The organism is Providencia sp. PROV116 (assembly GCF_028482485.1).
Taxonomy (GTDB): Bacteria; Pseudomonadota; Gammaproteobacteria; order Enterobacterales; family Enterobacteriaceae; genus Providencia; species Providencia rettgeri.
Genome location: NZ_JAMPQO010000008.1, coordinates 1 through 15,876 on the forward strand (window position 1 = coordinate 1; position 15,876 = coordinate 15,876).

At 40.5% G+C, this 15,876-nt stretch carries 14 protein-coding genes; 11 read left to right on the top strand and 3 right to left on the bottom strand.

Going from position 1 to position 15,876, the window contains the following annotated elements:
* The first annotated feature begins 251 nt into the window (after nt 1–251).
* The 5 genes from PSE72_RS06390 to megL all read left to right on the top strand — a co-directional run bounded on the left by PSE72_RS06390 (nt 252) and on the right by megL (nt 4,711).
* The gene (locus PSE72_RS06390) at nt 252–1,043 is read left to right on the top strand and encodes an endonuclease/exonuclease/phosphatase family protein (protein ID WP_004913919.1); all 792 of its coding nucleotides are present in this window, start codon (nt 252–254) and stop codon (nt 1,041–1,043) included.
* 95 nt (nt 1,044–1,138) lie between these two features.
* Nucleotides 1,139–1,684: a DUF1287 domain-containing protein gene (locus PSE72_RS06395; protein WP_375372867.1), complete on the top strand. Its 546-nt coding sequence runs from the start codon at nt 1,139–1,141 to the stop codon at nt 1,682–1,684.
* Between the two features lie 215 nt (nt 1,685–1,899).
* On the top strand, nt 1,900–3,087 hold the full coding sequence (locus PSE72_RS06400; protein ID WP_115166722.1) for an NAD(P)/FAD-dependent oxidoreductase: 1,188 nt from the start codon (nt 1,900–1,902) through the stop codon (nt 3,085–3,087).
* Nucleotides 3,088–3,100: 13 nt separating this feature from the next.
* Complete coding sequence (locus PSE72_RS06405; protein WP_217007903.1) at nt 3,101–3,493, top strand: hypothetical protein; 393 nt, start codon at nt 3,101–3,103, stop codon at nt 3,491–3,493.
* A gap of 15 nt (nt 3,494–3,508) precedes the next feature.
* Nucleotides 3,509–4,711, top strand: coding sequence for a methionine gamma-lyase (gene megL, locus PSE72_RS06410; RefSeq protein WP_115166724.1), 1,203 nt, complete (start codon nt 3,509–3,511; stop codon nt 4,709–4,711).
* Nucleotides 4,712–4,787: 76 nt separating this feature from the next.
* On the opposite strand, the gene PSE72_RS06415 is transcribed toward megL, so the two are convergent.
* Nucleotides 4,788–6,155 carry an amino acid permease gene (locus PSE72_RS06415; RefSeq protein WP_109911998.1) on the bottom strand — a complete coding sequence of 456 codons (1,368 nt, stop codon included), beginning with the start codon at nt 6,153–6,155 and terminating at the stop codon, nt 4,788–4,790.
* 178 nt (nt 6,156–6,333) lie between these two features.
* On the opposite strand from PSE72_RS06415, the gene queE reads away from it, so the two are divergent.
* Complete coding sequence (gene queE / locus PSE72_RS06420) at nt 6,334–7,005, top strand: 7-carboxy-7-deazaguanine synthase QueE (RefSeq protein WP_004913907.1); 672 nt, start codon at nt 6,334–6,336, stop codon at nt 7,003–7,005.
* A 65-nt stretch (nt 7,006–7,070) separates the two neighbouring features.
* Here the strand turns inward: queE and PSE72_RS06425 are convergent, their stop codons facing one another.
* Nucleotides 7,071–7,688, bottom strand: a complete 618-nt coding sequence (locus PSE72_RS06425; protein ID WP_115166725.1) for a YagU family protein — start codon at nt 7,686–7,688, stop codon at nt 7,071–7,073.
* Between the two features lie 360 nt (nt 7,689–8,048).
* Nucleotides 8,049–8,414, bottom strand: coding sequence for a 6-carboxytetrahydropterin synthase QueD (gene queD / locus PSE72_RS06430; protein WP_004913900.1), 366 nt, complete (start codon nt 8,412–8,414; stop codon nt 8,049–8,051).
* Nucleotides 8,415–8,758: 344 nt separating this feature from the next.
* Between queD and cysJ the strand changes: the two genes are divergently transcribed.
* The 5 genes from cysJ (at nt 8,759) to cysD (ending at nt 15,862) form a co-directional block, all read left to right on the top strand.
* A complete protein-coding gene (gene cysJ, locus PSE72_RS06435; RefSeq protein WP_272690928.1) occupies nt 8,759–10,564 on the top strand; it encodes an NADPH-dependent assimilatory sulfite reductase flavoprotein subunit in 1,806 nt (601 codons plus the stop codon).
* Nucleotides 10,564–12,297 (top strand): assimilatory sulfite reductase (NADPH) hemoprotein subunit, encoded by a 1,734-nt coding sequence (cysI, locus tag PSE72_RS06440; RefSeq protein WP_115166727.1) that lies wholly within the window; start codon nt 10,564–10,566, stop codon nt 12,295–12,297. Before cysJ ends, cysI begins: the two co-directional genes overlap by 1 nt.
* A complete protein-coding gene (gene cysH, locus PSE72_RS06445; protein ID WP_217007904.1) occupies nt 12,294–13,028 on the top strand; it encodes a phosphoadenosine phosphosulfate reductase in 735 nt (244 codons plus the stop codon). The genes cysI and cysH overlap by 4 nt, the downstream gene beginning before the upstream one ends.
* Nucleotides 13,029–13,527: 499 nt before the next feature.
* Entirely contained in the window at nt 13,528–14,940 is a 1,413-nt protein-coding gene (gene cysG, locus PSE72_RS06450) for a siroheme synthase CysG (protein ID WP_115166728.1), read from the top strand.
* Between the two features lie 13 nt (nt 14,941–14,953).
* Nucleotides 14,954–15,862: a sulfate adenylyltransferase subunit CysD gene (gene cysD / locus PSE72_RS06455; RefSeq protein WP_004913887.1), complete on the top strand. Its 909-nt coding sequence runs from the start codon at nt 14,954–14,956 to the stop codon at nt 15,860–15,862.
* The last annotated feature ends 14 nt before the right edge of the window (nt 15,863–15,876 follow it).

The window sequence follows — 15,876 nt, forward strand, 5'->3', positions numbered from 1 at the left end:
AAAGTAGTGAGTAACAACTCACGTATTATTTAGAGGGTGAGGATAAAAGAAGGTAAGTGTTATGAATAGCCACCTAATTCAATATTATCCATTTTATAGTTTTAGTGTAAAACTTAGATACCTTATGGTTAAGTTGGTGGGTGTGTTAAATTTGATAAGCTATAACACCTCAAATTTGATATACTACCTGTAGTAACTAATCAAAAAGTGTAAGATTTTCATTATTTTTCTGTGATATAGGGACTTCAAATTTGGCGAAAAGAACCTATTCTGTTCGGTATATTGCAGGTGAGCCCGCTAAACGTATTCAGCCGATGCCTGTTCATATGTTAGGTGAATCACTTCCAATCGGTTTACCACTATTTGCAGCGGGCGAAACTCTAGATGTGGTTACATGGAATATTTACAAACAGCAACGTCCAAATTGGAAACACACCCTTAACGAATTAGTGAAAGATAGAAAACTAATCTTGCTGCAAGAGGCTCAAATGTCACCTGAGCTAATATCTTTTGCGGCATCACATAAATTAATCGCTGATCAAGTACCTGCATTACCTTTCTCGCCTCACCCTGCTGGAGTGATGACTCTTGCAGCTTCACATCCGATATACTGCTGTCCTTTACGAGAAAAAGAGCCACTTTTACGGCTAGCTAAATCTGCACTGATTACGGTTTATCCGTTACCAAATGGAAAACACTTGATGGTAGCAAATGTGCATGCAATTAACTTCAGCTTTGGTGTGGATGTTTATACTCGGCAATTAAGTAAGCTGGGAATTCATATTGCTAAACATGTTGGCCCAGTGATCCTTGCGGGTGATTTTAATGCATGGAGCAGGCAACGAGTAAATGCATTAAAACGGTTTATTCGTAGTGTTGGTTTAAAAGAAATTGCATTTAATGATGATTACCGTACTAAGGCCTTTGGGCGCCCTTTAGATTACGTATTTTATCGTGGATTGAAGGTTAAAAACAGCATTGTACTACCAACAGATGCTTCTGATCATAACCCTATTATGACCAAATTTACGCTTTCTAAGTAATTAAGATTATCTCCCTTATTTTCCCTCGTATTTAATTGTAGATTCGATGAACTACTTTTATAGGGAATATCAGATTGAAATCATCGTTTTTATACATTCTTTTCTTTTTTGCACAAATAGCTAATGGGTCTAGCTTATTGTTGGCAAAACATGCTGAACAGTTGCCTCGTTTAGTTATTTATGACTCATCTTATCGACAAATTTCTTATCCAAATGGTGATGTGCCCGAACAATATGGTGTTTGTTCTGATGTAGTTATACGAAGCTACCGAAAAATTGGTATTGATTTACAAAAATTAGTACATGAAGACATGAAAGCAAACTTTAGCCAATATCCCAGCCAACGTATATGGGGATTACGTAAGCCAGATACAAATATTGATCATCGTCGCGTGCCTAATTTAGAGGCTTTTTTTTCACGTAAAGGGAAAAATAAGCCTATTTCAAAGAGTGCCAGTGATTATGTACCTGGCGATATTGTCTCATGGCGTTTAGATAATGGTCGGCCACATATCGGTGTTGTAACTTCGATAAAGTCACCAAGTACACAAAGTTATTTAGTTATGCACAATATAGGATATGGCCAAGTTGCTGAAGATGTTTTATTTCGTTGGGATATTGTTGGACATTATTCTTATTAAATGAAATTGTTTTTATGTAATATAATTCTCATAATTATAATTTCCATAATTAACTTATTCGTCAGGTTATATATATATAAGTGATTAGTTTTATTTGTTGTTTTTTAAACTATACCCTAATTATTGTATTGGAATTAATTTTCCATGGGCTATATTTATAACTGGTAGGCATAGCGTATAAAACTTAATTAATTATATATACGGTGGTTAATGTAATGAAAAATATAATTATTGTAGGCGGTGGGACTGGTGGAACGATGCTAGCGAATACACTTGCCAGAAAATTGAGTAAAGAAATTTTTTCGAAGAAAATAAAAATAACATTAATTACTGATAATCCAATCCATTATTATAAACCTGCATTTATGTATGTTGCTTTTAATTTATTTTTTAAGGATGAACTGAGTCGCCCTGAAAGAGAATTGCTAAGACCTGAAATAGAGTTAGCCATTGATAAAATTGAGTCCTTTGATTTTAAAAATAAAGCGCTAAACTCAAAGGATGGAAAAAAATATAATTATGATTTTCTTGTTATTGCGACAGGTTGCGTGCCGAAACCTGAGCGCATTGAAGGTTTAAAGGATATTGGTAACCATTTTTATGCTTATGAAGCATCAAGAAAGTTAGCTGACCAACTGGCTAAGATTGAAAAAGGTAGAGTTTTTATTACCGTATCATTCCCTGAAACGCCTAATGTACCTCATCAGTGTGGTATCGCACCGATGGAAACAACATTAATGATTGATGAGTTTTTACGTAAACGCCGAGTTAGGGATAATATTGAAATTGTTTATACCTATCCAACAGTTTCACAATTATTACGTAATTGTTTATTTATGCAACAACCTGTTTGTGAAGTTATTCCCGAAGTATTTACTGCTAAAAATATTAAAGCACAAAGAGGGTTTACTTTAGATAAAGTTGATCCAGATAAGAAGGTAGCTTATTCGAAAGAAGGGGATGAGCAAAATTTCGACTTATTGATCAGTACTCCGCCAATTACCGCGGTTGAGGCAGTTATTAATACCGGATTAAGTGAGCATAATAATGGTGAAGGTTGGTTACCTACCGACCATGAAACTATGCAAGTTTATGGTGTTGATAGCGTTTATGTTATAGGTGATACCGTTGATTTACCGATCAGTAAAGCAGGTGGAAGTTGCCATAATCAAGCTGCAATTATAGCTGATAATATTTGCGGAGAATTAATTTATGGTTATCCTGCCGCTATTTATGATGGCCGAGTTCAAGCTGTTGCCCAAATGGGATTAACGGCAGGGATGCCTTTGCAATACGATTATAAACACGACGTTATTCCTACGCCTCCAACTAAATTAGGAGGATTACTAAGAAATGGCTTTAATAGAGGTATTTATTGGGCTGCTATTCGTGGTTTAGTTTAAGGAGGAAATCAAAATGTCGAATAATGAGAATCAAAGTAAACTAATTGAACTTCTTAATTCTGAATCAGGTGATCATTTCGCCGAAAAATTAGCCCCTTTATTACAGTTGAATCGTTTAGATAATATTGTTGATTTACTTTCTTTAATTTCTGACCTTATTGATATTACCGATAATAACACTGTAGAGAAACTGGCAAACTCATTTGAGGATACTTTAGCGCCAGTCTGGGAGCTAGGTACTGCTTATAATATGGCCAAAATGGAAGAGAGATATAATAGTAAAAGTCCAAATTTTCGTTCGGTGTATGTTTTATTAAAAGATCCAAATACATTACGTGGAATTAGTACCGTTTTACGAACCTTGCAAATAATGGGTTCTCGATTGTCTTCCCCCCAAGAGGGATAATATTTCGGAGGTGGTATGATATTAGATAAATTGTATTCTTTTGATACGCGTGTGATACATAATTACTATGATGCAGCCGAAAATTTAGGATCACTCGCTTCTCCTATTTATCAAACGTCAACTTACGTATTTAACAATGTCGAAGAAGGAGCTGCCTGTTTTAGCGGTGAATTGAATGGTTATATTTATACTCGAATAAATAATCCAACATTGAGTTTGCTAGAAAAGCGATTGGCTGATTTAGAAGAGGGAGATGCAGCAATTGTATTTTCTTCAGGGATGGGGGCAATAACATCGACTCTTTGGACCTTACTGAGCCCAGGAGATGAGCTGTTAGTTGATATGACGGTTTATGGCTGTACATATGCATTCTTTCATCATGGGTTAGCTAAATTTGGTGTCAAAGTTCGTCACATTGATATGAGTGACCCAAATAATGTGGCACAGGAACTCACTGAAAAAACAAAGATGATATTTTACGAGTCACCTGCAAACCCAAATATGCGCTTAGTTGATATTAATGCTGTGAGTAATATCGTTCATCAATATAACCTTGCAAATAACCAAGAAATATTGGTGACAGTAGATAATACCTATTGTACTCCTTACATTCAAAAACCACTTGAGCTTGGGGCGGATATCGTTGTTCATTCATTAACGAAATATATGAATGGGCATGGTGATGTGATGGCTGGCGCTGTTATAACAACTGAGGAATTAGCGAAGCAAATCAGATTGGTTGGCCTGAAAGATATGACTGGAGCATGTTTATCCCCTCATGATGCAAACCTGATATTGCGAGGAATGAAAACACTGCCAATCAGAATGGAAAGGGTGGTTAAAAATGCACAGAAAGTTGCAGAATATTTGGCTTCGTTATCTGAAGTTTCTCAGGTTATGTATCCAGGTTTACCGAGTTTTCCGCAATACTCATTAGCTCAAAAGCAGATGAAGCTACCCGGGGGAATGATTGCTTTTGAACTTAAAGGGGGACTTGAGGCGGGTAAGCAGTTTCTGAACCGTCTACAGCTATTTTCTTGTGCGGTTAGCCTCGGTGATTGTGAGTCATTGGCTCAGCACCCTGCAAGTATGACCCATTCTACTTACACTGCTGAGGAACGAAAACAGTATGGGATTAGTGATGGGCTTATTCGTTTATCAGTTGGGTTAGAAAGCGCTAATGATTTGATTGCCGATATTAAGCAAGCGCTCTTTTGATACCACAATAGGTAACAAAAGGCCCTATATCATATAAATATAGGGCCTAAATTCACTTTACGAATACTTTAGTCGATTAAGATTTTTGAAATTTACGCATTACAAAGAAGGTGACGCTCAATATAGCGACCCATGCAAACCCGACGAGAAGGGCAACTTGTGTATCTTTAAAGAAGCCAAGTAGCGCGATAACAAAGACCATAAATGCAATAGTAATTGCAGGGCCAATCGGCCAAAATGGAACTGGGAATTTGAGTTTTTTAACTTCTTCAGCGCTCATTTGGCGACGCATTGCGACATGAGAAAGTAGGATCATTAACCAGACCCAAACAGTTGCAAAGGTTGCGATTGATGCAATAATCACAAAGATTTTTTCTGGAAGTAGGTAGTTCAAATACACTCCGAGTAACATTACCACGGACATCACCATCACAGTGACCCAAGGCACCCCACTTTTCGTTAACTTGGTAAAGACTTTAGGTGCCTGCTTGTCTTGTGCCATACCATACATCATACGACCAGCACCAAAAATATCACTATTGATAGCTGAGACAGCTGCTGTGATCACCACGATATTTAAGATATTTGCCGCTGATTGAATACCTAAGCTATCAAAAATTTGGACGAATGGGCTGCCATTCTGACCAATTTGATTCCACGGATAGATGCACATCAGAATAAAAAGTGTTAACCCATAGAATAATAAAATACGAATGGGTACTGCATTGATTGCTTTAGGAATAGTTTTTTCTGGATTTTGTGCTTCACTGGCGGTAATACCGATCACTTCGATACCCCCAAAGGCGAACATTACGATAGCTAAGGATGCAATAACACCTTCAATACCGTTAGGCATAAAGCCACCGTGTTCCCAGAGATTTTGGATACCTACCGCATGGTCAGTTTCTTGGCCGAAACCGTAGAACATTAAGAAGGTACCACCAACAATCATTGCGATGATTGCGGAGACTTTCACGATAGACAGCCAAAATTCCATTTCACCGAAAATTTTAACATGGCATAAATTGAGCGCACCAATAAATAGCACGATACTTAATACCCATACCCATTGGTCAACATGTGGAAACCAGAACCCCATGTACATCCCGAAAGCGGTAATATCAGCCAAGCACACGACTAACATTTCAAATACGTAGTTCCAGCCAGTCAAAAAACCAGCGAGGGGGCCCATGTAATGGCTAGCGTAGTGAGAGAATGAACCGGGTACTGGGTGATGTACTGCCATCTCGCCTAAGGCTCGCATGACCATAAATACAGCGGCACCACCGACCATATAAGCGAGTAAAACTGCTGGACCTGCCGCTTGAATGGCAGAAGCAGAACCATAAAATAAGCCGGTACCAATCGCTGACCCTAGAGCCATAAAGCGAATGTGCCGAACACTCAGCCCCTTTCTGAGTTGATTTTGTTCACTACTTTGCATGTCTTTTCCTGTCTTTTTCTTCGTTCGATATGTTGTTCCGAATATGCTTTCGGTATTGTTTATTCAGTCGGACGTACTTTATTGAACCCTAAGGTGGCTACATTATCACAAACTTCCTTGTTCGTGAGATAGATATCTGCAATATAATGCGTGCTTAGCTAACTATTTTAGGAGTGATATGAAATACCCAATTAATGAAATTTTCCAAACCATTCAGGGAGAGGGGGTTTTTACTGGTGTTCCAGCTGTGTTTATTCGTTTACAGGGCTGCCCAGTTGGATGTAGCTGGTGTGATACCAAACAAACATGGGAAAAAGAACAAGATAAAGAATCGACCCTAGGGGATATCGCACTTAAAACGATTGATTCAGATGTATGGGCTATGGCGAGCGGTGAGGAATTGATTCAATTAATGAAAGAAAAACACTTTAGCGCACAGCATATTGTTATTACCGGCGGTGAGCCTTGTATTTATGATTTACAGCCACTGACTGGGATATTAGAACAACACGGATATCAATGCCAAATTGAAACTAGCGGCACATACCCTATTCAATGCACAGATAACACATGGGTTACCGTATCACCAAAAGTCGGTATGAAAGGAGGGTTACAGGTGATCAGCCAAGCAGTAAATCGTGCTAATGAAATTAAGCATCCTGTTGCTCGCGAAAAAGATATTGAGGCTCTTGAGAAAATTTTAGCATTACGTACTGTCGAGCCCTCTCCATCAGTGGCATTGCAGCCAATTAGCCAAAAGGCGGCAGCAACAAAATTGTGTATTGCAACCTGCATTCAACGTAACTGGCGGTTATCGATTCAGACACATAAGTATTTGGATATTCAATAATAAAAATAGCGATAACCTAGCAGTAACCCCCAATAACTGGAAAACGCTTATTGGGGGGCTTTAAATTATCTAAATGGTTGGGTTAATGGTACTTCAGGATCTGGCTCGTGAGTAATACGGTTACGTAAGTCACGGCGAATAATTTCAATAGACCAAAACCAAATTAAATGGCCAAATATTTCTGACACATTCTCATACCATGGCAGGTCGAAAAGTGGAGGGGTGAGCCCCATTAGAGGGAATGAAATCATGTGGACAAATAATTGCGCCAGTGCACCTGCTAACAACCCTTGCCATAGCTTAATTTTAGGGAATATTTCAGCAACAATGCAATATCCGACCGCAAACACGATAGAAAATATGATGTGAGTAACACCCACAGAGTTAAAAACGTGCCCAGCAAAGGTATAAACTGCAGAGTTAGGATCTGCAATTCCTAACCAATCTCTTAAGAAAATATAAGGTGGATTGAGGAAATTGCGTGAGCAGTCAATTTGTTCTGCTGCACGAATCAGTGTTTCAGGTGAACAAGCGGTACTAAACATATCCGTTGGACTTCTTGGGGGTAATGGAACTTCAGCGCCCCACTTGACAAACGAAGAGACAATACCTGCAATTAAACCGATAAATGCTGCCAGCCCATAGCGCCTTCTGGACTTAGGTGTTTGTTGAAATAGATTCATTTTCCCTGCCTTATTAAAAGTAAATAATGATAAATAATAGATCAGGTTATAATTTGATGCACTATGTCAAATAAATGTTTTTATATCCTTAATGTTAAGGGGGGAATATCAGCCACTGATTTATTGCCTTAATCTCGACTTAATAACGTATGGATCTTTAGGATTTAGCCTGTAAAAGGCAGTCAGGAAGCTTTCTATACAGCGTTGGGCATTGATATTGGTGATGAGTGATAAGTCGAAAGTAAGGATATAGGGATTTAGCTCCTCATTTATGTTTAAAACCTATTAGGCTTGCCGCTAAGTCAGCAGTCTGAGGAGCGTGTATCCCTATGATAAATGGCTTTTTTAGTGCATTAGCTTTTAAGCTTCTCCGCGATAGACGCAGCCTGCATTGCAGGTTTCTTTTACAGTAACCGCACTTAATAATGGTAGTAAAGGCTTAGTTTGTTGCCAAATCCACTGGGCTAACACCTCACTAGTTGGGTTTTCTAACCCTTCTATATCATTTAAATAGTGATGGTCTAAGCGTTCCCAAATAGGCTTAAAAGCGGCTTTTACATCGGAGAAATCAATAATCCAACCACTATGTGAGTCGACTTCACCGGTGATTTCTAAACGCACCATGAAAGAATGGCCATGGAGTCGGCCACACTTATGACCCTCTGGTACATGAGGAAGTTTGTGGGCGGCTTCGAAAGTGAAATCTTTATAGATTGTTGTGCTCATATGTGGCTCCTTGTTGTGAATAAACAGCGTATTGTACTGCATTTTTAGGTGAAAATATCTTTAATTACTAAAATAGCGTTAACCGCTTTTATCAATATGATCCATCAGTTAATTGCTTTAGGCTTTTTAGTTATTAATTATGGCTATCGTTTCTTATCCCATTATCTAGGGTTGTTATAACCTAACGGCATACCCTATATGTTTCAGGTACTGCGGTATTTTTTGCTTTATTACCCTAATTATTTGGGGGAATGGGCAGGTATTAGGTTGTCGGTCTTTTCTGGGGTAATGACATGGCATCGTTTTTTTAAATCAAAGATGAATAACGCTGGGGTTACAAGATAATGACAAAAAAACAGCCGCCATTAGCGGCGCTGCCAATATCTGTTGAGCAATTAACACGTTTACAGACGGCCGTTGATGATTTTTCATCTCATCAACTCGCATGGCTTTCTGGGTATTTGTGGGGAGTGGTAAATCAAAATACGCAAGTTGATGCATCGGTCAGTACGCCTGCAGTTACGCAAGACACTATCACAATTATCTCAGCTTCACAGACAGGAAATGCACGTCGCCTATCAGAGCAGCTCAGAGAGCGCTTGGTTGCTGAAAAAATTAGTGTGAACTTAGTGAATGCAGGGGATTATAAATTCAAGCAAATCAACCAAGAGAAAGTGTTGGTTATTGTAGCGTCAACACAAGGTGAAGGGGAGCCCGCCGAAGAAGCGGTTGCACTGTATAAATACCTTCATTCTAAAAAAGCCCCTAATTTATCACAAACCAGCTATGCGGTTTTCGCGCTGGGAGATTCTTCTTACGAAAAATTTTGCCAAGCGGGTAAAGATTTCGATTCGCAACTTGCATCATTAGGGGCCGTATCGTTAACCGAGCGAATTGATGCCGATGTTGAGTATCAAGCGATTGCGAGTGAGTGGGTTGAAAACCTGACACAAATTTTAAAAGCTCGCCTTCCTGCTCAAAGTGATAGCCAATTATTGGCGACTCAAACAGGAAGTGTGAATGAAATTCATTCATCACCTTATAGTAAAACTGCGCCATTAACTGCGTCACTTCTGAGCAATCAAAAGATCACCAGTCGAGACTCGCAAAAAGATGTTCGCCATATTGAAATTGATCTCGGTGACTCTGGTTTACGTTATCAACCTGGTGACGCGCTAGGTATTTGGTTCGATAATGACCCTGCTTTAGTTGATGAGCTGGTGGCTTTGTTGTGGTTGCAAGGTGACGAAGAAGTCTTTATTGGTTCACAGCGCCATTCATTACGCGATGCGCTAATTTATCAATTAGAACTGACACAAAATACCCCAGTAATTGTTGAAAAATACGCTCAGTTGTCAAAAGATGATGCGTTGTTGTCATTGATTAGCGATAAAGCCGCTATTTTGCACTACGCACAAAATACGCCAATCGTCGATATGGTACGCCAAGCGGCATCTCAGCCTACTGCCCAAGAATTTGTTGACCTACTGCGTCCGCTAACCCCTCGTTTGTACTCGATTTCTTCTTCCCAATCTGAGGTAGAAAATGAAGTTCATGCAACGGTTGGGGTTGTCCGCTATGAGATTGATGGTAAGGCACGTACTGGTGGTGCATCAGGTTTCTTAGCTGACCGCTTAAATGAGGATGATGAACTTCGCATATTCATTGAACACAATGATAACTTCCGTCTACCACAAGATCCAAATACGCCGGTGATCATGATTGGTCCAGGAACGGGAATAGCGCCATTTCGCGCTTTCTTACAGCAGCGTGACAATGACGGTGCGACAGGGAAAAACTGGTTATTTTTTGGTAACCCACATTTTGTTGATGACTTTCTCTACCAAGTGGAATGGCAGCGCTATGTCAAAGACGGTTTATTAACCCATATTTCATTAGCATGGTCCCGCGACCAGCAAGAAAAAATCTATGTACAAGATAAACTTCGCGAACAAGGTGAAGAAGTATGGCAATGGTTACAAGAAGGTGCGCACATCTATGTATGTGGTGATGCAAACCGGATGGCCAAAGATGTCGAACAGGCATTATTAGATATCGCCAGCCAATACGGGAACATGGATAGTGAAGAAGCTGATGAATTTTTAAGTGAGCTGCGCGTAATGCGCCGTTATCAGAGGGATGTTTATTAATGAGCAATGAACAACAACAAAAGCCCTTAATTGTCGAAGGTAAACTTGCTGACAGTGAACGCATGAAGCAAAACAGTAATTACTTGCGTGGAACCATTAAGGATGACTTAAAAAATGGGTTAACGGGAGGTTTTGAGGGTGATAATTTCCTGTTGATTCGTTTTCACGGTATGTATCAACAAGATGACCGTGATATTCGTGCCGAGCGGGCAGAACAAAAACTCGAGCCTCGCCATGCAATGATGCTGCGTTGTCGTTTGCCGGGCGGCATAATTACGCCCAAGCAATGGCTTGATATTGATAAGTTTGCCACGGAGCATACGCTGTATGGCAGTGTGCGTATTACGAATCGGCAAACATTTCAGTTTCATGGCATCCTCAAAGGGGATGTAAAGCCTGCCCATCAAATGCTAAGTCATGTTGGTTTAGATGCCCTTGCAACGGCGAATGATGTTAACCGTAACGTGTTATGCACTTCTAACCCTGTGCAATCCGAATTGCACCAACAAGCCTATGAATGGGCAAAGAAAATATCTGAACATTTATTACCGCGCACTAGTGCTTACGCGGAAATTTGGTTAGATAAAGAAAAGATAGTGACAACGGATGAAGAGCCAATTTTAGGGCAAACTTATTTGCCACGAAAATTTAAAACCTCAGTCGTGATCCCACCACTAAATGATGTGGACTTGCATGCAAATGATATGAACTTTGTCGCAATTGCCCAAAACGGTGAGTTGATTGGTTTTAACGTGCTGGTGGGTGGGGGCCTTGCTATGACTCATGGGGATACCGCAACATTTCCTCGCTTAGCCAGTGAGTTTGGGTTTATTCCATTAGACAAAACATTAGCCATTGCAGAAGCGATAGTCACCACTCAACGGGATTGGGGCAATCGAACTGAACGTAAAAATGCAAAAACCAAATATACCCTTGAACGTGTAGGAGTCGATACTTTCAAAGCAGAGGTCGAAAGGCGCTCTGGTGTAACTTTTGAGCCCATTCGGCCTTATCAATTCACTGAACGTGGTGACAAAATTGGCTGGCTCAAAGGGATTGATAATCGCTGGCACTTAACATTGTTTATTGAAAATGGTCGATTAATTGATTTAGAAAATAAGCCATTAAAAACCGGTGTGGCCGAAATTGCGCGTATTCATCAAGGTGATTTTCGTTTAACGGCAAACCAAAACTTAATTGTCGCGGGGGTGCCTGAAAGTGAAAAAGCGGCAATTGAAGCGATTGCCAGATCTCATGGGTTAATGAGTGATGACATAACGGCGCAACGTGAAAATTCCATGGCTTGTGTATCATTTCCAACTTGCCCGCTCGCGATGGCGGAAGCCGAACGCTTTTTACCTGAATTTATTAGTCAGGTGGAAAGTATTATGGCCTCTCATCAAGTGGCCAATGAACATATCGTTTTGCGGATAACGGGTTGCCCTAATGGCTGTGGGCGAGCGATGTTGGCAGAGGTTGGGCTGGTCGGTAAAGCTATTGATAGATATAACTTACATTTAGGTGGAAATCGCATTGGTACTCGTATTCCACGCATGTATCGTGAAAACATTAGCAGTGCGGAAATTCTAACCATTTTAGATGAATTAATTGGCGACTGGGCAAAGGCACGCTTGCCTGACGAAGGGTTTGGCGATTTTCTTATTCGCACCAATGTCGTAAAACCGGTATTGAATTCAGCCATCGATTTTTATGAGGTAAAGGAGGCGGTATGAGTCGACTTGAGCTAGCAACACTCACCGCACTCGATAAGCCCCAACAAGTCGCTTATCTCGCGGAGTTTAATTCCCAGTTAGAAGCTATGAATGCATTGCAACGGGTTGAGTGGGCGGTTGAATATTTACCCGCAGAGTTTGTGTTGTCTTCCAGCTTTGGTATCCAAGCGGCACTAACATTGCATATGGTGACGCAAATTGTGCCAAATATCCCAGTTATTTTAACGGATACCGGTTATTTGTTCCCAGAGACCTATCAATTTATTGAGGCGTTAACAGATAAGTTGAATTTAAATTTACAGGTGTATCGAGCAAAGCAGTCACCTGCTTGGCAAGAGGCGCTATATGGTCAACTTTGGACGCAAGGGCTTGATGGTATTGAGCGTTATAACCAATTGAATAAAGTTGAGCCAATGGAGCGCGCGTTACATGAATTACAGGCACAAACTTGGTTTTCAGGTTTACGGCGAGAGCAATCAGTAAGCCGCGCAAATTTGTCTGTGCTAGGTATCGGAAAAGGCATTTTTAAAGTTTTACCAGTGATTGATTGGAATAATAAGCAAGTTTATGAATATCTAACAAAATATGATTTACCCTATCATCCTCTGTGGGAGCAAGGGTATTTATCGGTTGGTGATACCCATACAACTCGCAAATGGGAAGAGGGAATGAATGAAGAAGATACTCGTTTTTTTGGATTAAAGCGTGAATGCGGGCTGCATGAAAACTAAATACTCGTCATAATTCAAGCCGCAGCGTTGTTGGCTACGTGCATTCGCACTAGTCACATACTGGTGTATGCTCCTAGTGACTCATTTACTTGCCGCCTAGCTGCAACGTGAATTATTTAGAGTATTAATTTAGTCATAATTCAAGCCGCAGCGTTGTTGGCTACGTGCAACTCGAATTATTTAGGGTATTGAATAGTTAAGCAAATAATAACTAAATAAACAAAATATTTGTTTAATTACAAAGGAATGCTTTTGTATTTAAAAAAGTATTTCAAGCTAATCATTAAATTAAATCAGTAATTAGTTAACTTGTTAAATTTAATCTAAGTTTTGTTTTTTATTTGTATTTATCGATTTTCTATCAGGATTGTGATGATTATTTGGCTTATTCCTTTCAGTTACAAGAAAGAGCTTTTTGTCATTTCAAACCTATTGTTTGAAGCCATATAGTCAATTTTATATTTCTTATAATCAGTTTATATAACGATGGGTGAGCAAGATGGATTATTTACCATTATTTGTCGATGTCCGCACGCGAAAGGTCGTATTAATTGGCGGCGGTGTTGTCGCAGCACGAAAAGCAGAATTGCTAATAAAAGCACAAGCTGACTTAGTGGTCATCTCACCGACGTTATGTATGCAATTACAAGCTGAACACCAACAAAATAAATTTGTTTGGTTAGCTGAGGATTACCAATCCATTCATTTAGATGATGCTTTTTTAGTTATCGCTGCAACAGATGATGCGTTACTCAATGAAACCGTTTTCTATGACGCTAATGAACGGAAAATATTCGTTAACGTGGTTGATGACCAGCCGTTATGTTCATTTATTGTACCTTCTATTATTGATCGTTCCCCGGTGATTGTGGCGATCTCTTCAGGAGGGACGGCACCTGTTTTGGCTCGTTTACTTAGAGAAAAACTGGAAACGATGCTACCAACTTCCTTGGGAAAAATGGCAAAAATAGCCAGCCGCTGGCGTCATAAAGTCAAAGAAACACTAACGAGTATGCGTGAAAGAAAGCGCTTCTGGGAAAAAAGCTTCAGTGGGCGTTTTGCTTCGCTAGTTGAAAAAGGGCAATTCAGTGAAGCGGAACAACAATTGGAACGTCAATTGTATGAGCCGGATAACCATGGCGAATTAACCTTAGTCGGTGCTGGGCCGGGTGATGCAGGGCTACTCACATTAAAAGGGTTACGAGTTTTACAAAGTGCAGAGGTGGTTTTGTATGACCATCTGGTAAGTGAAGAAATACTCGAATTGGTTCGTCGCGATGCTGACAAAATTTGTGTTGGGAAACGCGCAGGAAATCACAGTGTTTCCCAAGAAGAAACCAATGCTTTGATCGTGAAATTTGCTCAACAAGGTAAAAAAGTGGTGCGCCTGAAAGGTGGCGATCCTTTTGTGTTTGGGCGAGGGGGAGAAGAGCTACAAGTTGCGGCACAAGCGGGGATCCCATTTCAAGTGGTTCCTGGTGTAACAGCGGCGATTGGTGCAGCCGCTTACGCGGGGGTTCCGCTGACTCACCGCGAGCACTCACAGAGTATTACGTTTATTACAGGTCATTGTCGTGAAAATGGAATGGAACTTGATTGGCAGGCGCTTGCTCGAGGGAACCAAACGCTAGCTATCTATATGGGCACCGTAAAGGCCGCAAAAATCAGCGAACAGTTGATTCAATTCGGCCGTGCTGAAAATACCCCTGTTGCTGTTATCGGCTGTGGTACAAGGCGTGAACAAAAAGTAGTGACTGGCAAATTAAACGAGCTTGAAGTATTAGCACAGCAGGCACCCGCTCCTGCTTTGATAGTGGTTGGTGAAGTAGCTGCATTGCACCAACAACTCGCGTGGTTTGGTTCTCAAACCGAAGACATCAGATGGCGCAGTGCCGTATTGGAACTGGCTTAAGTAAGGGGCTATCGTGAACGACAAAAAATTGACTCATTTACAGCAGTTAGAGGCAGAAAGTATTCATATTATTCGTGAAGTTGCCGCCGAATTTGCTAACCCAGTCATGCTGTACTCTATTGGTAAAGATTCCTCTGTGATGCTCCATTTAGCACGCAAGGCATTTTATCCGGGAAAACTGCCATTTCCTCTCTTACATGTTGATACGGGGTGGAAATTTCGTGAAATGTACGAGTTTCGTGATGCAACAGCAGAAAAATACGGTTTTGAGCTACTTGTTCATCGTAATCCTGAAGGAGAAAAGCTGGGGATCAATCCGTTTGTACATGGCAGTGCTAAGCACACCGATATTATGAAAACCGAAGGCTTAAAGCAGGCTTTGGATAAATATGGTTTTGATGCTGCATTTGGCGGTGCTCGTCGTGATGAAGAGAAATCACGCGCAAAAGAGCGGATCTACTCTTTTCGTGACCGATCTCATCGTTGGGACCCTAAAAACCAGCGGCCTGAGCTGTGGCATAACTATAATGGGCAGGTCAATAAAGGGGAAAGTATTCGTGTTTTCCCACTATCAAATTGGACAGAACTCGATATTTGGCAATATATCTATTTGGAAAACATCGATATTGTTCCCCTGTATTTTGCAAAAGAACGGCCAGTTATTCAGCGGGACGGTACTTTGTTAATGGTGGATGATAACCGTATTGATCTACAAGCGGGTGAAGTCATTAGTCAGCAAAAAGTGCGTTTTAGAACATTAGGTTGTTGGCCACTGACGGGAGCTGTGCCATCAGAAGCACAAACGCTGCCTGAGATTATAGAAGAAATGTTGATTTCTACGACGAGTGAGCGACAGGGCCGGCTGATTGATAGCGACCAATCCGCTTCGATGGAGTTGAAAAAGCGCCAAGGTTATTTTTAGTGGGCAAGGTTAAT